We start from the raw sequence: 19,507 nt of genomic DNA on the forward strand, positions 1-19,507 counted from the left end.
CCATAAAAAAAAGAACCCCTATATATATGAGGTTCCTTGCATTAATATTTTAAAACGCAATCGATACATATTTTACTTCGAGATATTCATCAATCCCGTAATGTCCGCCTTCGCGTCCTAGACCACTTTCTTTAAATCCTCCGAACGGTGCCTGTGCAACCGTTGGAAGTGCATCATTTAGCCCGACGATTCCATACTCAAGCTTTTCACTAATCCGAATCGCTCTGCTTAGGCTTTCCGTATAAACATAGGCAGCCAATCCGTATATTGAATTATTCGCTCTCTCAAGTACTTCCTCTTCTGTTTTAAACGTTGCCACCGGTGCCAGCGGTCCAAACGTTTCCTCTTTCATACAAAGCATTTCATCCCCAGCATTTGTGATAATTGTCGGCTCAAAAAAGTAACCCTCTGCAATATTAGCTCTGCTGCCGCCTTGAAGCAGTTTCCCGCCCTTACTAAGAGCATCATCAATTTGTTCCTTTACTTTATCAATTGCATGTGAATCAATCATTGGACCAATGTCTGTTCCTTGATCTAATCCATCTCCAATCTTTAATTTTGCAACGGCTTCACGGAATTTTTCATTAAATTCGGCTTCAATTGATTCATGAACATAGATACGATTCGTACAAATACAAGTTTGACCGGCATTCCTGAACTTCGAGCCAACAACCCCTTCAACCGCCTTATCAATATTTGCATCATCCATCACGATAAACGGCGCATGACCGCCTAATTCTAAAGAAATTTTCTTAACGGTATCTGCCGCACCCTTCATTAGCATCTTACCAACCTCTGTCGAACCGGTAAATGTTAGTTTACGAACGCGCTCATCTTGCAGCCAAGCATCACCAATTGCCCGGGAATCTCCAGTCACGACATTTAACACGCCTTTTGGAATTCCAGCCAAATGTCCAAGCTCAACCATCTTTAAGGCCGTTAACGGAGTTTGAGTGGCCGGCTTAATAACAGCCGTACAACCGGCTGCCAGTGCAGGTGCTACCTTTCTAGTAATCATCGAGGCAGGGAAATTCCATGGTGTAATCGCTGCAACTACACCTACCGGTTGTTTCTGAATAAGAATTCGTTTATTCGGATGGGAGGATGGAATCGTTTCGCCATAAATCCGTTTTCCTTCTTCTGCATACCAGGAAACATAGCTGTTCGCATTAATAATCTCACCCAACGCCTCTTTCAAGGGCTTCCCTTGCTCTTCTGTCATAATCCGTGCGAGTTCTTCTTTATTTTCATCTATCAATTGAAACCATTTCATTAATAATTGACTGCGTTCCTCAGCCGTTTTAACAGACCATTCCTTAAAAGCGGCAAATGCTGCATCTACCGCCTTTTTCGCTTCAACCATTCCCCCTTTTGGAACTTCTGCGATCACCTGATTATTCGCGGGGTTAATTACCTTAATCATTTCCTTACTTTCACTTTCAACACTTTCCCCGTTGATCTGCATTAAATGTGTGCTCATAAGAATTCTCCTTTTCTATTATTTCTCATAAAAATTATACGTTTATACTAAACTAACGCTGCCAGAAGAAACGAGCGCTGCCTCAATGGAATTCTCTAAAATGGTTAACCCTTCCGCCAATTGCTCATCGGTAATGACCAGCGGCATAAGCAGACGAAGGACATTGCTATATATACCCGCGCTTAAGATTAACAATCCTCGTTTGTTCGCTTCCTTAATAATCTGATTGGTCAAATCTTTTGCCGGCTCTTTTGTTTTCCGATCCTTTACAATCTCAATGGCACACATGGCCCCAAGTCCTCTTATATCACCAATGCAATCAAATTTGTCATAGAATACCTTAAACTTATCCATGACGATTTTTCCGATTTCTTCCCCGCGCTGATTTAACCCTTCTTCTTCAATAATATCCAAGACAGCTAAGGCCGCTTTACATCCCAATGGGCTGCCGCTATAGGTTCCGCCAAGTTCCCCTGGATCTGCTGCGTCCATAATTTCTTTACGTCCAATCACACCGCTGATTGGTACGCCCGCTCCCATGGATTTTGATACCGTAAGCAGGTCTGGAACCACATCGAAATGCTCAATAGCAAAGTAACGGCCGGTACGGGCAAATCCAGTTTGAATCTCATCTGCGATAAAAAGAATTCCATTTTCTTTACACAATTGAGAGACTCCCTGTACGAAGCGTTTTCCAGGAACAATAAATCCACCTTCACCTTGGACCGGCTCCATCACAACGGCTGCAATTGATTCCGGTGCCACATCACTTACAAAGAAATTACGAAATTCCTCAAGCACAAAATCTTCATACTGCTCTTCTGTTAACCCATCAGGGCGTCTGTACATATACGGAAACGGCGCTCTATAAACCTCAGGAGCAAACGGTCCAAATTCAAATTTATAAGGCTTAACCTTACTTGTCATGGTCATCGTCATTAAGGTCCGGCCGTGATATCCCCTTGAAAAAGAAATAATCCCTTGTCTTTTAGTATACTTTCGTGCAATTTTCACGGCATTTTCAACCGCTTCTGCACCGCTATTTTGTAAAAGTACTTTCTTCTCATGTTGCCCTGGTGCGAGACTAGCAAGTTTTTCAGCAAGCTCAATATAGGATTCGAACATCATTACATTAAAACCTGTATGGATAAATTGATCCACTTGTTCATGTAATGCTTGTTTCACTTTCGGATGACTGTGTCCTACGTTTTGTACTCCGATTGCTCCAACAAAATCAATAAAGGTATTCCCATCCACATCTTTGATCAGCGCCCCATCGGCTGATTCAGCAAAAGCCGGAACCCCATAGCTCACGCCTTTTGGTACGATATTTTCACGTCTTTCAACTAAACTTTTTGATTTTTCCCCTGGTAAATTTGTATTCATTTTTGCAAAACTCATTATGCTCATCCTTTCGTTCATAAAATAATTAATCATTTACTATTTTTTCAGAATTAAATCCAATATCCGACTGGTTTTTGACCTTCTCCTTTTTTCGAAAAAAAAGAAAGTAAGAACCAATTACGAGGATCGTAAGAAGTGAAGTAAGATAGAATTGTTCACGCATTGAATCGATAAAAGCTTGGGCAACAAATATAATAAATAGGGCGATAATCGTAGCATAGGTTAAGTGAGGAAATAACCACATTTTCACTTTAAGTTTCTTAGGATCATTTTTTTCTGCTCTTAATCTCAAGCGTATATGGGAGAAGGCTATAAAAATATACATCACGATGGTTACACCACCAGAAGCATTAGCCAAAAATACAAACAATCCATTCGGCGAGACAAATTTAAACGTTGTGAATATATAGGTAAAGATAACGCTTACAGCTAAGGCCCAAAGCGGAATCCCCCTTTTGCTGACTCGTGATAGGAATTTTGGCGCCGTTCCCTTTTTTGATAGAGAGTATAGCATCCGCGAACTTGTATAAAGTCCGGAATTCAAAACAGAAAGAAGCGAAATGAAAATAATTCCATTCATGACTTGAGCAGCAGCGGGAAGACCGGCCATATCGAAAACACTGGCATAAGGTGATTGCAACAAATCCTTGGCATTTTGCGGAATAATCATAACTAAAATAGCTACGGAACCGACAAAGAAAAGCAGAAGCCGCCAAACTACAGCATTGATCGCCTTAATAATATTCTTTTCCGGATTTTCGGACTCTCCCGCTGCAATCGCTGCTACCTCACTCCCTGATAGTGAGAAGGTAATAAAGATGACACTTAGTAGTACAGGCATCCATCCATGCGGGAAGAAGCCTGAACCTGACATCAGGCTGGTAATCCCTGTCGCTTTAACTCCTGGAAACCAACCAAAAATGATTACTGTACCTACACATAGAAAAATAATAATGGCAGAAACCTTAATAAAAGCTAACCAGTATTCAAACTCCCCATAGGCTTTAACCGAGAAGACATTCGTAGCAGTCATTAAAATAGGAAAGACTAAACTTGCCACCCACGCAGGTATGGAAGGAATCCAATTGTGAACAAACGTTCCCAATAAGGTTGCTTCAATCGCTACAATAATCACCCAATTGAACCAGTATAACCAGCCAATCGTATACCCGGCCCACGGACCAAAGGCCTGCTGCGCGTAAGTAGCAAACGAACCACTATCAGGGTTTACAACTGCCATCTCTCCCAGCATCCGCATGACTAGAACAATCATTAATCCTGCAATGATATAAGAAATCAATGCACCCGGTCCTGCCGACATAATCATCGTTCCACTTCCTATAAATAGGCCGGCACCGATAACACCGCCAATCGAAATCATGGTTACATGCCTTGTCTTCAGATCATGTTTCAGTTCATGATTTTGAATCCCCACTAAACATCCCCCCCCAATTTTATCGATATACATCTATATTTAATGCAATTACCGTGCCAACAGTAATTTCCCTTAATTTAGACAAAAAAGTCGAACTTTTTTAAAAAATCGATTCATTTTCGAATTAAAAGTAGATTATTTTGATTCACTTATTGATTATTAATTCGATTCTGAATTATATTTATAGTAGATTACAAGGTAGAAAAGGAGCGCCCATGTCGATAGCAGAAATTATTTTAGAGACCATTGTAAAAACTTCCAATAACAATATCACCATCACGGATGAAAAAGGGGTTATTTTGTATACCAATAGTGAGCATTGGACGGTTTATGAAGACGGACCAAAAGAATACATTGGGAAATCTATTTTTGAACTTCAGGAACTAGGGATCTTAACGCCCTCGATTACAGCAAAAGTACTCACAGAACAAAAACCCATTCAAATTATGCAAAACACAAAAAAAGGAAAAGTCATCATGTCGACCGCTTATCCCATTTACAATGATAAGGGGGAAATCATCCGCGTTATTAGTTACGCTCTTGACCGAACGGAAATTAGCAGCCTTCAGGCTCAATACGAACAATTAGAAAGAAAGTTAAAAGAGTATCAAATCGAGATGGAGGAATTAAAGGGCAGAGAGGATATCCTCTATCGAAGTAAGGAAATGCAGCAAATCGCGAAAACCATCCAGAGGGTAGCCCCTACCGATGCTACAGTGTTGATGTTAGGAGAGTCTGGAGTTGGAAAAAGCATGCTAGCCCGAAAACTGCATTCTTATAGCAACCGGCATAAGAAGCCTTTTATCGAAGTAAATTGCACAACCATCCCAGCAAGTTTATTTGAATCGGAAATGTTCGGTTATGAATCCGGTTCCTTTACAGGCGCACAAAAAAATGGGAAACCAGGATTGATTGAACAAGCCCATGAAGGGACGCTATTTTTAGATGAAATCGGTGAACTACCCTTGTCTATCCAAGCAAAATTATTAAAGGTTTTACAAGAAAAAAAGTTTATCCGAGTGGGCGGAACGAAAGAGCGGCATGTTGATTTTAGGTTAGTAACAGCTACAAATAAAAATTTAGAAGAAATGGTGCAAAAAGGGGAATTCCGTCTTGATTTATATTATAGATTAAATGTAATTCCTCTTCCCATACCTCCCCTACGCAATCGAAAGGAAGATATTTCTCTATTAATTAACCATTATATCGAGTTAATGAACAAGAAATATAAAACGGCGAAAAAATTACACCCTTCCTTATTTGAAAAACTACTTAATTATAAATGGCCTGGGAATGTTCGGGAATTAGAGAACTTACTTGAAAGACTTGTTTTAACTACCGAAGAACCCATTATTCGTCAGCATTCACTCCCCACTTCCATTTTGGGTGATGGATCCACACACGAGGAGGATGTCTCCCTAATTGAAAATCTGATAACAGAAGAAACGGATCTTAAAACTGTATTAGATCTGGTGGAAAAATGGATGCTGGAAAAAGCTCAAAAGCATTGTAAATCCACTTATGAAATAGCTAAATATCTTGGTATCAGCCAGCCATCGGTTATTCGTAAACTAAAAAAACACAAAGAAGACTTAGATAATTTCTAATAAACCTAGTTATGAAAAACACCTCATTCGTTCTAAATGAGGTGTTTCGTTTATCCGATATATTTGATCATGGCTACTTCATCACAGCAATTAAACTTAGGGCAGTTCATACAATCCACCCAAACCTTTTCAGGCAAAGTCTCCTTTGCCACAATTTCAAAGCCGCACTTTTTGAAAAACTCAGTTTCATAGGTGAAGGACATTACACGGCTAATTCCAAGTTCAGGTGCATCCTCTACAAGGCGATTTACCAGTTTACGGCCAATCCCCTTCCCGGCATGCTCCGGAGATACAACTAAAGAACGAATCTCTGCAAGATCCTGACCTAAAACATGTAAACCAGCTACACCTAGTATTTTATTATTCTCTTTCATAACATATAAACATTGTAAGTGCTGATAAAGTGATAAGTACGTACGCGGCAATACAATTTCTTTTTCCGCATAAATTTGAATTAATTTATAAATATCTTTTACATCACTGGTAACTGCATGATAAATATCCATCTGATTGCTCCTTTTGCAATAATATTATAAATATACAACTATATGTATTTTTACTCAATAAAAATATTTTAAAAATACAATATATTATTGTGTTCTATTTTTCAACAAATGTTTCTTTAAAGGCTATGTTAAACTTGGTTGTTGATTTCCGCTCCAGGCACTTCGCTTTCCGTGGGCGGTTCGGGGAGCCTCCTCGTCGCTTCGCTCCTGCGGGGTCTCCCCTGTCCCGTACTCCCACAGGAGTCTTCGTGCCTTCCGCTCCAATCAACGTCGTTCGAAATCAACATTGTCCTTTAACACAGCTAAATAAAAAAGACAAATTCAATTCCTGAACAAAGGTCCAGGAAAATGAATTTGTCTGTATATTTACCCAAAGGGGTTGGGTACAAAATAATGATTTTTATTGATTAAATCGTCCGCGCTGACGAAGTAATTCCCGATTTAAGTTTGGATTCTTTTCAAACGCTGCACGGCCATGAAGCCAGAAAATATTATTAACAACAACAAGATCTCCAACTGGAAGTTCCAACTCCGTTACACTCTCGTCATTTTCCATTGAGGCAGACAAGTCACGAAGATATTTTGCTTGTTCAATTGTTTCAGGGTACACAAATTGATCGATAAAACACATACCAGGTTTGTTATTATAATTGAAAAAAGTTAGGCGCTCAATCTCTTGGTCGACATTTTTACTTCTTGGTGCTTTATAGGTAAATTTGTAGTTTGCTAACGGATGGCTAGTATAATAGTCGAGCTCCTTCCAGTCATCAAGATGTAATAATCGTGATTCCCCGCCAACTGCATTTTCTTCCACCATCTTCATCATTAATAACCAATCGGTAGGTTCATCCACAAACGTACCATCCGTATGGAGGGTAAATAAACGATACGCTTGGCGCAAATACGAATCACTGCTATCTGTATCCTTTACGCTAAACCGTGCATAATATTTTCCTGACATAGAATCATGGTTAGGACTTCCTAATAAATGAGAGATGGCTGTTGCAAAAATAACATATTCGTCTGTATTTTCGGTGACACCTTCTAAACCAAGGGTAAAGCCACCTGATTCCCTGTCATGAACAATGCCGCGAAGGATTTCACCAAACTCTTCTCCTACCTGGTCTAATAAATAGGAAGCTACAAGAATACGAGCATATGGTGTGTATTCCAAGTGCTGAACAGAATAATTTTCCTGGGCTACACGATTAAGGAATTTAACAATGCTATCTTTTGACAGCTGAATGTGGTATAAACGGTTCGTCTGTGGATGAACCTTTACTTCATAGTTTTCCGTAACCCTTTCAAATTTCGCAAATGTTTTTTGTGCAATACTCATCTTTCATTCCTCCGATTTTTAATGAATTTAATATTTTAAAAACAGGAAATATAAAAAAGCCAGTTGCAAAAGGATTCCTAAACAATAAGGAATTTACTTTTTTGCAACTGGCTTGGGTTCACTTGGTCGTTCTACGGAAATAGAATCGTAGCGAATAGGCAGTCTGTTATTATTTTTCCTGTTTTCGATTATTTATAATTGTTCCCGAATTTGAAATGGTAGTTTTCAAAAGGAAAGCATACTATAAATATAAGTTACTTATAGTATAAACCTTAAAAACTTACTTGTCAAACTCTTTTTAATATTTAAACGATTATAGCGGATTTTATTATTTTTGTTTCTGCAGGAATCCGCCTTACGATCTCTTTCCCAATCTCAATCGAAGCTGTTGCTGCCGGCGATGGAGCATTACATACATGGATAGAGCGTTTTCCCATAATAATATTGAAGTCGTCTACCATATTCCCATCATACTTTAAGGCCTGGGCACGCACACCCGCCGGAGCCGGAATCAGATCATCTTCCTGAATTTCAGGTATTAATTCTTGAAGACTTTTGGTAAATTGCTTTTTACTAAAGGAACGGACATATTCTTCTAATCCTTCTTTCATAAATTTACCAGCAAGTTTCCAAAACCCTCCGTAACTTAAAACTTCGGCAAGGTCTTTCGCGTTAAAATCCGTTTTTTTATACCCTTCCCGTTTAAAGCTTAATACAGCATTAGGACCTGCATCGACTTCACCGGATATCATCCTGGTAAAATGAACACCCAAGAATGGGAATTTAGGATTAGGAACAGGATAAATAAGGTGTTTTACAAGGTAGCGTTTTTCCGGTTTTAATTTAAAGTATTCACCACGGAACGGGACAATTTTCATGTCTGTTTTATAGCCTGCAGCTTCAGCAACACGGTCACTGTGCAGTCCGGCACAATTGATAACCATATTTGCTTTAATTGTGCCTCGTGAGGTTTCAATCGTCACTTGATCTGATTCCTCGTGGATTTTTTCTACTTTTGTATTTAATTGAATCTCACCGCCGTTTGCTTTAATGATCTCAGCAAATTTCTCACTGACTTGGCGATAATTTACGATCCCTGCCATCGGTACTCGTATAGCACCAACTCCATTTACATGGGGTTCAATTTCTTTTAATTCATCGGATCCAATGCGCTGTATATTCAAACCGTTTTCTAGTCCCCGTTTATGTAGATTCTCTAGAAGATGAATTTCTTCCTGTTTGGTAGCAACAATGACTTTTCCACAAATATCATGTTCAATCCCATGCGTTTCACAGAATTCCCTCATCGATTGGCTTCCTTGGCGCGCAAAGCGAGCCTTAAAGCTGCCTGGCTTATAATAAATACCAGAATGGATTACCCCGCTATTATGCCCGGTTTGATGTTGTGCAACAGCGGACTCCTTTTCAATTACAACCACTCTTGCATCAGGAAAACGTTGATAAATGGCCATACCTGTTGATAGACCAACAATTCCCCCTCCAATAATCGCAAAATCAAACATTGCTAATCCCCCTTTTTAGTTATTCAGCTCTTCCATATACTGAATTAAATTATTCTTAGTTCGTAAAATATGAAATTCCACGGCTGCACGGAGTTCTGCAGCATCCCCCCGTAAAACAGCTTCATAAATCATCCGATGCTCCCGCTGTGTTTCACAGTAATAATCAACTAGTAGATTCGGTGCAATTGGTGAGATTCCAAGAGTTTCCACCATTTTTTGAACCCTCGGCCATGGACAATCCTTCCGCAATGTTTCGTGAAAAGCAGCATTCAACTGAATATATTGATCATTGGTAGCATCTGATATTTCCAGTTCTTCCATTTGGATAAGGATATCTTTTAATCTTTTTTTATCATCTTCTGTTAAAAAAGGAAGTGATTTTTCAACAGCCAATCCTTCTAATAATGCACGTGTATGGTAGATTTCTTCAATGTTGTCTTTTGTAATCGGAGTAACTACGGCTCCCTTATGGGGAATCATTTCTACTAAGCCTTCCATCTGAAGCTGTGTTAGCGCTTCACGAATCGGCATTCGGCTAACTTCTAGTCGTTCTGCCCACTCTTCTTGGATTAGACGGTCGCCTTTTTTCAATGTTCCATTCAAAATCGCTTTTCGGAGGCTCTTCGTTACAAATTTTACGATTGTTGACTTATCTTCACTTGTTTTACCCAAAATTTTATCCACTCCTCTTTAGATTGGATACAATATAATCAATATATCAGCAAAAATGGCAATTTTCAATATATTTTTTATAATATTGGATACAATTATTTTTATTTGTATCCAATTTAGTTTTTTTAAGACCAAAGCATCTTTTCTTTTAAAGTTACTTTTGAAGGAGACAATTACCATTTTTAGTAAACATCTGTTTAGAATTTGAACGCATTTTGTTTACCCACCGGTTTTTCTTCATTATCTTCCACTTTAGAGTATTTACATTCCGGTTCTCTCCTTTTACCCACCGCTTTTAGTAAAATACCTTCCGCTTATCATTTAATCTATTGAAAACTAAGTTATCTTTCTTATTTAAATACCTTTTCGAATAGAAAATCACCATTTTTAGTAAAATAACATTGGGATTTTGAAACCTCATTTCGTTTACCCACCAGTTTTGTCTCTTTACCTACCACTTTGGAGCATTTACAAACCGGTTCTCCTCTTTTACTCACCGCTTTTGGTAAAATACCTTCTGCTTCTCCCTTATTGAGTGGAAATCTTAGATTTAGCCAAATAAAAAAAGAGACTCTCATCGAGTCTCTTTTTTTATTGCTTCATCTTCGGATCCAGGACATCCCTCAGTCCATCACCCATTAGGTTGAATCCCAGTACAGTCAGCATGATGGCGATACCAGGGAAAAACAATGTCCACGGTGCCTGTACAAGATATTGCTTGGAATCCGAAAGCATTTTCCCCCATTCTGGCGTTGGTGCTTGAGCACCCAGACCAAGGAAACCTAATGCTGCCGCTTCGATAATCGCTGTTGCAATTGCAAGTGTTGCCTGTACAATTACTGGCGAGATACTGTTTGGCAGAATATGCTTTAACAAAATTCTCGTATCCTTCATTCCTACAGCCCGTGCCGCCATAATATATTCTTCCTGTTTAACACTAAGAACCTTTGAACGTACAAGTCGGCCGAAGTTTGGGATATTAATAACTGCAATCGCAATTAACGCATTTTGCAATGAAGGTCCCAAAATTGCCACAACCGCAATCGCTAATAGAATACTAGGGAAAGCCAGCATAATATCAAAAATACGAGAAATAATCGTATCTACCCAGCGGCCGTAATATCCAGCGACAATTCCTAAAAGTGTCCCAATAACTACGGATCCTAACACAGAGAAAAATCCTACCCATAAAGAGATTCTTGCTCCATAGACAATCCGTGAGAAAATATCGCGTCCAAAATCATCCGTTCCAAACCAATGTTTTCCGGATGGAGCCTGCAGCCTTTCAGCCAGCACCTGCTCTTTATAGCTATAAGGTGCGATTAAAGGCGCTACTATCGCTAAAACAATGAAAAATAGAACAATCGCCAAACCAATAACAGCTAATTTATTTTTGTAAAACGCTTGTACTGCTTCCTTCCACGGAGGTGTAAGCTTTTCTTCTTCAACGGCTGCCGAATTGATCTCGACTGTATTCTTTGCAAGTTCAGCCACTTAAAATCCCTCCTACTTCGTGTACTTTATTCGTGGATCAACAAATACATACAACAGATCGACAATTAAGTTAATTAAAACAAAGATTGCAGCGATGATCAGGATTCCTGACTGTATTACCGGATAATCCCGATAGGCAATGGCATCGTATAAGTAACGTCCAATTCCAGGCCAGCCGAAAATGGTTTCGGTTAGGATTGCTCCGCCTAACAAAAGTCCCATTTGTAAACCGATTACAGTTAAAACAGGGATAACGGCATTTTTCAATGAATGCTTGTACACTACCCAAAACATTCTAAGCCCTTTTGCCCGCGCTGTTCGAATATAATCAGACCGCATAACCTCAAGCATAGTAGCCCGTGTCATCCTTGCGATGATGGCCATTGGAATGGTTGCCAGGGCGAAACTTGGTAAAACCAAATGCTTTAAAACGGTAGCAAATTGGTCAAACCTACCTTGCAGTAAGGTGTCGACCAGATATAAATTTGTAATTGCCGAAACCGGGTCTCTGACATCTTCGCGTCCAGTGGTTGGAAACCAGCCTAAGTGGATAGAAAACGCCCATTGCTCCATTAAACCAAGCCAGAAGATCGGAAGGGATACTCCTACAAGGGCAAGGACCATTGCTACATAATCAAACCATGATTTTGAAAACCATGCACTGATAATCCCTGCATTCACCCCAACAACAACAGCGATAATCATTGCCACAACGGCAAGTTCAATCGTTGCTGCTAGGTAGGGCCAAATTTCTTCATTAATTGGACCCCTTGTCCGTAATGAAGTTCCCAAGTCACCATGAAGGAGTGCTTTAATATAGTCAAAATATTGTATGTACCAAGGATTATTCAAGCCTAATTGTTCGGTAAGCGTAGCGATCGCTTCTTTTGTTGCTCTTTGGCCGAGGATTACCTGTGCAGGGTTTCCGGGAATAGCGTGGATAATGGCAAAAACGACTAGAGTCATTCCAAATAATACTGGGATTAATGAAAAGACACGGCGGACCGTATATGTAAACACTTTCTCACCCTCTTTTTTCAATGATGGTTTATGAGTCCGATGCTGTAGTTAACAAAAGGGGAGGCCACGCTCCCCTTCCGCAACAAAATTACTTGAAGTATACGTTTGTAAATGGCTCAGATCCTGTTGGATGTGGAAGATATCCAGCAACATCCTTTGCAGCTGCCATTAATGGCGTTGAGTGAACAAGTGGGATCCACGGTGCATCTTCGTGAATGATTTCTTGAGCTTGTTTGTAAAGCTCATTACGTTTTGCTTGATCACTTTCTTGTTGAGCCTTGATTAGAATGTCATGTAATTTGTCATTGCTGTACTGTGAATAGTTATTACTTCCAATGCTGTCTTTATCTAATAATGTGTAAATAAAGTTATCAGCATCTCCGTTGTCACCAGTCCAGCCAAGCATATAGGCGTCAAATTCACCTTTGTTTGCCTTGTCCAGGTAAGTAGCCCAGTCAACTGATTTAATTTCAGCTTTTACACCAATTTTACTAAAGCTTTCTTGAATAACCTCAGCTACTTTTTGTGCTTCAGGCATGTAAGGACGAGCTACAGGCATTGCCCAAAGATCCATTTTAAATCCATTTGGATATCCTGCTTCTGCCAATAGTTTTTTCGCTTTTTCTAAATCATATGGATATTCTTGAATCGCATCATCATAGCCTTCAATGGAAGGAGGCATTGGATTTTTCGCCGCAACTGCTTTACCGCCGTAGAAGGAATCAATAATCGCCTTCTTATCAACTGCCATGTTTAATGCTTGACGGACAAGCTTGTTATCAAATGGTTTACGTGTCACAGTTAAACCGATGTAACCTACATTCATAGAAGGGCGCTCGATTACCTGCAAATTCGCATTGGATTTTACTTGCTCTTCATCAGAGTTGTTCAATCCATCCATGATATCAATTTCACCATTTGCTAAAGCATTAAGACGCGCAGTATTTTCAGGAATAACACGGATAATCACTTTGTTTAACTTAGGTAAACCTTTTTGCCAGTAGTCAGGGTTCTTTTCAAGAACAATACGGTCATTTTGCTTCCACTCAACAAACTTAAATGGACCTGTACCAACTGGATGTTCTCTGAATTTATCACCATATTTTTTAACAGCTGCCGGGCTGGCAATTCCAAATGGCGACATCGCTAAGTTCTTTAAGAATGGAGCCTGTGGTCTTTTTAAAACGAATTGAACGGTATTTGCATCAACTGCTTTTACCTCTTTAATCACATGGCCTTTGTCCTTCTTAAAGCCGCCGAACATTGTATAGTAAGGGAATTTATCAGCATCCCCATTCATCCAGCGGTCAAAGTTAAACACAACAGCATCTGCATTGAAGTCTGTACCGTCATGGAATTTAACTCCTTGACGAAGATGGAATGTGTAGGTTAACCCATCTTTCGACACTTCCCACTTCTCAGCTAATCCTGGTTGTACAACTGTATCCTGTGGACCATAATCTAGAAGAGTTTCAAAAATGTTTTCAGTTACACGATACGTTTCCCCTTCAGTTGTCGTAATTGGATCCAATGAAGTGGAATCACCGCCGCGCGCAAAGACAAGCGTATCTTTCTTCGACCCGCCGCTCGCTGCAGTGTCTTTTTTGCCATCAGTATTATTGCTTGTTTTACTGCTGCAGCCAACAAGGAACATGCTGATGGCCAAAATCGAAATCAGTAACAATTTCATTGTTTTCTTCATGCGTTCTTTTACCCCCGGTTTCTCTTTAAAAATTTTTATCATAAACGCCTCATGCTTTACTCGTTAAACAAGTGGCATGCTACGTAATGACCATTCACATTTCGTTCTTCTGGTCTAGCTGTTTTGCAAATGTCCATACATTCCGAACATCTTGTGTGAAAAGCACAACCTGAAGGAGGATTGGCCGGACTTGGCAGCTCCCCCTCAATTAAAATGGTTTCCCGTTTAATATCAGGATCCGGAATGGGTACGGCTGAAAGAAGTGCTTTTGTGTAAGGATGCAATGGATTTTCGTATAGTTCTTCACTATCTGCTAATTCTATTAATCTACCCAAATACATTACGCCTACCCGGTCACTAATATGCCGGACAACCCCTAAGTCATGGGCGATAAATATGTATGTAAGGCCAAATTCCTGTTGGATATCTTTCATCAGGTTCAATACCTGAGCCTGGATCGATACATCGAGAGCGGATACAGGTTCATCAGCGATAATCAGCTTCGGTTTCGTCATCAATGCTTTTGCAATCCCAATCCGCTGACGCTGGCCGCCGCTGAATTGATGTGGATAGCGCTTTGCGTGATAGCTGCTTAACCCGACTACTTCAAGCATTTCTTTTACCCGCTTCTGTCTTTCTTCTTTTGTTCCAATGCCGTGAACAATCAACGGCTCCTCAAGAATCTGTTCAACAGAGTGGCGGGGATTCAAAGATGCATAGGGATCCTGGAACACCATTTGGATGTCCCTACGCGTTCTTCGCAAATCAGATTTCGACATGCTGGTAATCTCTTTATCTTCAAAAATAATTTTCCCATCACTAGCCTCAATCAGACGCATCAACAGCCTTCCGGTTGTGGATTTGCCACAGCCGCTTTCGCCGACGATTCCTAGCGTTTCTCCCTTTCTAACATAAAAAGAAACATCATCAACTGCCTTAACTTCTCCTACTTTTCTGCCGAGAAGGCCGCCCGTTATTGGGAAGTATTTTTTTAAACCGTTAACTTCAAGAAGTAACTCCGACATGTTTGTCACTCCTCTCCCCTGATGAATGTAATAAACATCTCACAACATGCCCATCTTTTTCCATTTTGTACAATTTCGGTGATTCTTCAAAACATTGTGAAAACGCTTCCGAACATCTCGCCGCAAATTGGCATCCCTTATTTATCGTTCCGGGTGCTGGAACATTTCCTGGGATGCTGTACAATCTTTCTTTTTTTCCTCTTAGATCTGGTACGGATTTTAGTAATCCCTTTGTATACGGATGCTGCGGATTTTTAAGGATGGTTCGTACATCGCCTTGTTCGACGATTTGGCCGGAATACATTACAATGACTCGTTCACAAATTTCGGCTACTACTCCTAAATCGTGGGTAATAAGAATGATGGATGTGTCTGTTTTTTTATTTAAATTCTTCATTAATGCAAGGATTTGTGCCTGAATGGTTACATCCAGAGCAGTTGTCGGTTCGTCGGCAATCAGCATTCTTGGGTTACAGGCCATGGCCATCGCAATCATCACACGCTGCCTCATCCCACCGGAGAGCTGGTGTGGATACTCTTTAAGAATTCCCTCAGCCCGTGGAATACCAACTAGCTTTAATAATTCAATGCATCTCAGATTTGCTTCTTTTTTGGAAAGATCAGTATGTAATTGAATGGCTTCAATCAGTTGATTCCCAATCGTAAATAACGGATTTAGTGATGTCATCGGTTCCTGGAAGATCATTGAAATTTGATTCCCGCGGATTTTTCGCCACTCTTTTTCCGATAAGGATGTTAGATCCTTTCCTTCAAAGGAAATTTCTTCGGCTTCAATTTTTCCCGGAGGAATTGGAATTAAGCCCATGGTGGTTAAGGAGGTTACGCTTTTTCCACTGCCTGACTCCCCAACAATTCCAAGAATTTCTCCCTCTTTTAACTCGAAGCTGATTCCATCTACCGCAGGTACGTATTTCTTTCCTGATAGAAAGGAAACTTTTAGGTCTTTAATTTTTAGAATAGGGTCTTTGCTCACGTTTACACCTACCTGTAAGTAAATTATTTTATGTCTTTCTGAGCTTTGAAGATATTATAATATAATGATTATTGTGGGAATTATGACATAATTTATTATATCGACAATTTCTGAATATAGCAATAATTTTAAAAATATAATTATTTTTATTTGAATAAAATAAAAAAGACCTGCTCCAACGCGTTTTCACTTTAAAGCGCTGGAGACAGATCTAATTGTTTTTTTCTATTATTTTCTAGTGGATTAATCTTTAATCTAATTCTGATATAACGTTTAAAAATGGAGTTTTTTCTTTTAACCTACTGATTATAAATTATTGTGTAAAAGTGATAATACTTTTCTTAATTCATTCACATCAATTTGACCTGGAGCAGAAGATTTCTTTGCGGCTCCAAAAGTCAGTGCTGAACCGAACAGTTCTCCTGCTAAACGGCTGATTACGCCTTTTCCAGCCATTGACATAGTGATAAAAGGGCGATCAGCATGCTGTTCATTCATAGTGTTGGTTGCATCTAATAGAGTTAATACATCTGCAGGACTTTTTGGCATTACGGCGATTTTCGGTAAATCACCACCTAATTTCTGAGCTTTTTGCAATCTTGCTATGATTTCTTCTTTTGGCGGCGTTTTTTCAAAATCATGATTTGATAGAATGACCAACACATTATGTGCTTGGGCAAATTCAATTAAGCTTTTAACCGTTGATTCCTCATTAAATAACTCAACATCAATCATATCAACTAAACCTGTTTCAGCAATTCTTTTGTTTAATTCTAGATAATCAGTCAGGCTGATTTCCTTTTCTCCGCCTTCTTTGGCACTTCGAAAGGTAAAAATTAGCGGTTTATTCTTAAGAAGTATTCGGATTTCACTAAGTGCTTCCTTCACTTTTTCAATCTGCTCAACATGATTAAAAAAATCAACACGCCATTCCACGAGATCAGCATCAATTGTGTCTATATATCTGGCTTCTTCCATTAATTCCGCTAATGTGGTTCCCACTAATGGCACACAAATCTTTGGAGCGCCTTCTCCAAGTGTAATCCCCCGAACCGTTATCGTTTTTTTCATTACAACCCATTCCCTTTTTCGACTAACTTTAATAAGTCGATGATTTCATCGGCAGCTTCTTCCGGCCCCTTATAATCCGTTTGAATTTTAACATGGTGCTGTACATAAACTTCCTGCCGTTTATAAAATAGTTCTTCCATTTCCTCCAAAGACTTTCCTTGCAATACAGGACGGCTATCGATAATAAGGCTAATGCGGCCCTTCCAGCACTCCCAGGATATATCTAGGAATATAACCGTACAAGTGGATAAACAGATTTTACGGATTTCCTCTTGCAGGAATGCCCCACCTCCAACCGAAATAATCTGTCTGCCCAGATTACATTTTTCCGTGATAAGACTTTTTTCTTTTGAACGAAAGGTACTCTCTCCATATTGCTTGAATATTTGCGATACAGGTAGATTGAATTCATTCTCGATTTCTTCATCTATATCAATAAATTCCCGATTCAATTTTTCAGCTAGGATTTTTCCAACCGTGGTTTTTCCAGCACCCATAAAACCGATTAAAACAATGCTTTTTTCTTCTTTTTGCAAAATTTTTCACTCCCGAAAGCCTAAAATAGCAACTTGTATAAAGTATAAGCCTTGGATGATAGTAAAAACAATTGATAATTCTGAAAAAGTTCCCACAACTGTTTTCTAATTTAAATCTTCCTCGCGTAAATGAAACTTCTATAAAGAGCGAAACTGAGCAAAAAGGTTAGAAGTGAAAGGATTACGGCGATACTTGAGAATGCAAGCACATAGGCATTGTATTCTGAGATTCTGCTAATAATTGTAAACGTATCCATCTGTAAAATTCCTGCAGCAAAATTAACTAAAACTAATACAAAGAAGATCATTAGAAGTCCTTTTGTTGAATTTTGGATATCTGCCCTACTTAAGCCAATATGCCCGGAAATACAGACAGCAAGAACTAGGAAAATCCAAAACAATGGATTGATTAAATTTTCAGGAGTAAAAATACTTTTGATGATTGCAATAACGGAAGCTCCTACTGCTTTTAAAACATTTACGTCTATGGTTTCAAAAGAAACATGCAAATGTATTTCAGATCTTACGGCGTCAAAGGATTGCGGCAGCAAAAGGTACATTCCCAAAAGCAAGGAACCAATACCGCTAAAGATTGGCCCTAAACCAATAAAAAAGTTCCCTATCTGTTGATAGGTACTATCGCGATTGTAATAGTGCTCTACATATCCTAGGACACCATCCGGGCTATTAAACTGCAGGAATTTCACTCTAGACACTTTGTGCCCCCATATAAAGCACATGATTAGATGACCGAGTTCATGAATCGGTGTACCAATCCAGGCTGTCCAAAGCACACCTCTTACTCCAAAAGTCCGAATCAAAAATTTGTTCGAGTATTTCTCAAGTATCCCAAGGATCAAACCGACAACAATTATAGCTCCTACAAGATATAACAGTTCTATAAAACTAATGAATAAGGTATATATTAAAGAAGACAGAATATTCATCCTTCTCTGGGTCCTCTCAATCAATTTATTTTCCTATCCTCAGCTAAACTTAACCAAATATTTACATTGCTTTGATTATTAATTTGCATTTTCTGGTTAAAATGAAACTATAAAGATAGATTTCTAAGGAGGGATAGGGGCTTGCACCAATTTCTGAATGTTCTTTTCCTAACGTATGTCGCCTCATGTTTTTTTAAAATCTTTTATTATTCCTTTGTTAATGTTAAAAAATAACCCATTTCTTCTCATTCTTCAACTTTTTTCACTCCAGTATGATCAGAAATCATTCAAATAATTTTTCTGTAATGGTTTGTCCTCCTTATTGCATACCCTTTTATAAAGGGGGATTGCCATGTTTCGTTCATTTACAACCTTTAAACTTATTCGTTATGCTGTCGCCTACGTATTTATTACTTCCGGTTTTATGAAATTACTGAATACAGACTTAGCCAATCATTTTATCGGATTAGGCTTGCCTTATCCGTATATTCTACTGAACACTGTTATTCTCCTTGAGATTGTCTGCGGGATCCTAATCATGCTCAACAAGAGCGTTCGAAATGCAGTGATTCCGTTAATCGCTATCATGATCGCTGCTATCATTCTAACCAAAGTACCAACTATCCACACAAGTATTTTACAGTTTGCCTTCAATGCACGCTTGGATATTGTCATGCTAATCCTGCTTATTGTTCTATATAATCGGAATCCAAATTGAAAAATCCCCCTTTGCCAAGGGGGATTTTTTTGAC

General features: G+C 39.2%; 17 protein-coding genes. 2 read left to right on the forward strand and 15 right to left on the reverse strand.

Annotated elements, in window-relative coordinates; genetic code table 11:
* Positions 1 to 49: 49 nt before the first annotated feature.
* The 3 genes from E2K98_RS20305 to E2K98_RS20315 are packed head-to-tail and all read right to left on the reverse strand — an operon-like array spanning position 50 to position 4,319.
* Complete coding sequence (locus E2K98_RS20305; RefSeq protein ID WP_133337619.1) at positions 50 to 1,465, reverse strand: NAD-dependent succinate-semialdehyde dehydrogenase; 1,416 nt, start codon at positions 1,463 to 1,465, stop codon at positions 50 to 52.
* A gap of 57 nt (positions 1,466 to 1,522) precedes the next feature.
* Positions 1,523 to 2,890 (reverse strand): 4-aminobutyrate--2-oxoglutarate transaminase, encoded by a 1,368-nt coding sequence (gene gabT, locus E2K98_RS20310; RefSeq protein WP_133337620.1) that lies wholly within the window; start codon positions 2,888 to 2,890, stop codon positions 1,523 to 1,525.
* Between the two features lie 19 nt (positions 2,891 to 2,909).
* Positions 2,910 to 4,319 (reverse strand): amino acid permease, encoded by a 1,410-nt coding sequence (locus tag E2K98_RS20315; RefSeq protein WP_268884122.1) that lies wholly within the window; start codon positions 4,317 to 4,319, stop codon positions 2,910 to 2,912.
* Positions 4,320 to 4,534: 215 nt separating this feature from the next.
* On the opposite strand from E2K98_RS20315, the gene E2K98_RS20320 reads away from it, so the two are divergent.
* A complete protein-coding gene (locus E2K98_RS20320) occupies positions 4,535 to 5,926 on the forward strand; it encodes a sigma-54 interaction domain-containing protein (protein WP_133337352.1) in 1,392 nt (463 codons plus the stop codon).
* A gap of 50 nt (positions 5,927 to 5,976) precedes the next feature.
* Here E2K98_RS20320 and E2K98_RS20325 read toward each other — a convergent pair whose 3' ends face one another.
* The 12 genes from E2K98_RS20325 to E2K98_RS20380 all read right to left on the reverse strand — a co-directional run bounded on the left by E2K98_RS20325 (position 5,977) and on the right by E2K98_RS20380 (position 18,602).
* Positions 5,977 to 6,432, reverse strand: coding sequence for an N-acetyltransferase (locus E2K98_RS20325; protein WP_133337354.1), 456 nt, complete (start codon positions 6,430 to 6,432; stop codon positions 5,977 to 5,979).
* A gap of 400 nt (positions 6,433 to 6,832) precedes the next feature.
* Complete coding sequence (gene glaH, locus E2K98_RS20330; RefSeq protein ID WP_133337356.1) at positions 6,833 to 7,771, reverse strand: glutarate dioxygenase GlaH; 939 nt, start codon at positions 7,769 to 7,771, stop codon at positions 6,833 to 6,835.
* 305 nt (positions 7,772 to 8,076) lie between these two features.
* Entirely contained in the window at positions 8,077 to 9,294 is a 1,218-nt protein-coding gene (lhgO, locus tag E2K98_RS20335) for an L-2-hydroxyglutarate oxidase (protein WP_133337358.1), read from the reverse strand.
* 15 nt (positions 9,295 to 9,309) lie between these two features.
* Positions 9,310 to 9,966 carry a GntR family transcriptional regulator gene (locus tag E2K98_RS20340; RefSeq protein ID WP_235824882.1) on the reverse strand — a complete coding sequence of 219 codons (657 nt, stop codon included), beginning with the start codon at positions 9,964 to 9,966 and terminating at the stop codon, positions 9,310 to 9,312.
* Between the two features lie 591 nt (positions 9,967 to 10,557).
* Positions 10,558 to 11,460 (reverse strand): nickel transporter permease, encoded by a 903-nt coding sequence (gene nikC / locus E2K98_RS20345; RefSeq protein ID WP_133337360.1) that lies wholly within the window; start codon positions 11,458 to 11,460, stop codon positions 10,558 to 10,560.
* 12 nt (positions 11,461 to 11,472) lie between these two features.
* A complete protein-coding gene (locus E2K98_RS20350) occupies positions 11,473 to 12,480 on the reverse strand; it encodes an ABC transporter permease (protein WP_133337362.1) in 1,008 nt (335 codons plus the stop codon).
* Positions 12,481 to 12,568: 88 nt separating this feature from the next.
* Positions 12,569 to 14,182: an ABC transporter substrate-binding protein gene (locus E2K98_RS20355; protein ID WP_133337364.1), complete on the reverse strand. Its 1,614-nt coding sequence runs from the start codon at positions 14,180 to 14,182 to the stop codon at positions 12,569 to 12,571.
* Positions 14,183 to 14,238: 56 nt separating this feature from the next.
* Positions 14,239 to 15,207, reverse strand: a complete 969-nt coding sequence (locus E2K98_RS20360; protein ID WP_133337366.1) for an ABC transporter ATP-binding protein — start codon at positions 15,205 to 15,207, stop codon at positions 14,239 to 14,241.
* A complete protein-coding gene (locus E2K98_RS20365) occupies positions 15,188 to 16,201 on the reverse strand; it encodes an ABC transporter ATP-binding protein (protein ID WP_133337368.1) in 1,014 nt (337 codons plus the stop codon). The genes E2K98_RS20360 and E2K98_RS20365 overlap by 20 nt, the downstream gene beginning before the upstream one ends.
* 306 nt (positions 16,202 to 16,507) lie before the next feature.
* Complete coding sequence (aroD, locus tag E2K98_RS20370; protein WP_133337370.1) at positions 16,508 to 17,272, reverse strand: type I 3-dehydroquinate dehydratase; 765 nt, start codon at positions 17,270 to 17,272, stop codon at positions 16,508 to 16,510.
* Positions 17,272 to 17,769 (reverse strand): shikimate kinase, encoded by a 498-nt coding sequence (locus E2K98_RS20375; RefSeq protein WP_133337623.1) that lies wholly within the window; start codon positions 17,767 to 17,769, stop codon positions 17,272 to 17,274. The genes aroD and E2K98_RS20375 overlap by 1 nt, the downstream gene beginning before the upstream one ends.
* 149 nt (positions 17,770 to 17,918) lie before the next feature.
* Positions 17,919 to 18,602, reverse strand: a complete 684-nt coding sequence (locus E2K98_RS20380; RefSeq protein ID WP_133337372.1) for a hypothetical protein — start codon at positions 18,600 to 18,602, stop codon at positions 17,919 to 17,921.
* Between the two features lie 505 nt (positions 18,603 to 19,107).
* Here E2K98_RS20380 and E2K98_RS20385 point away from each other — a divergent pair.
* Positions 19,108 to 19,473 carry a DoxX family protein gene (locus E2K98_RS20385; RefSeq protein WP_133337374.1) on the forward strand — a complete coding sequence of 122 codons (366 nt, stop codon included), beginning with the start codon at positions 19,108 to 19,110 and terminating at the stop codon, positions 19,471 to 19,473.
* Positions 19,474 to 19,507: the final 34 nt, after the last annotated feature.

Source organism: Bacillus salipaludis (genome assembly GCF_004358205.1).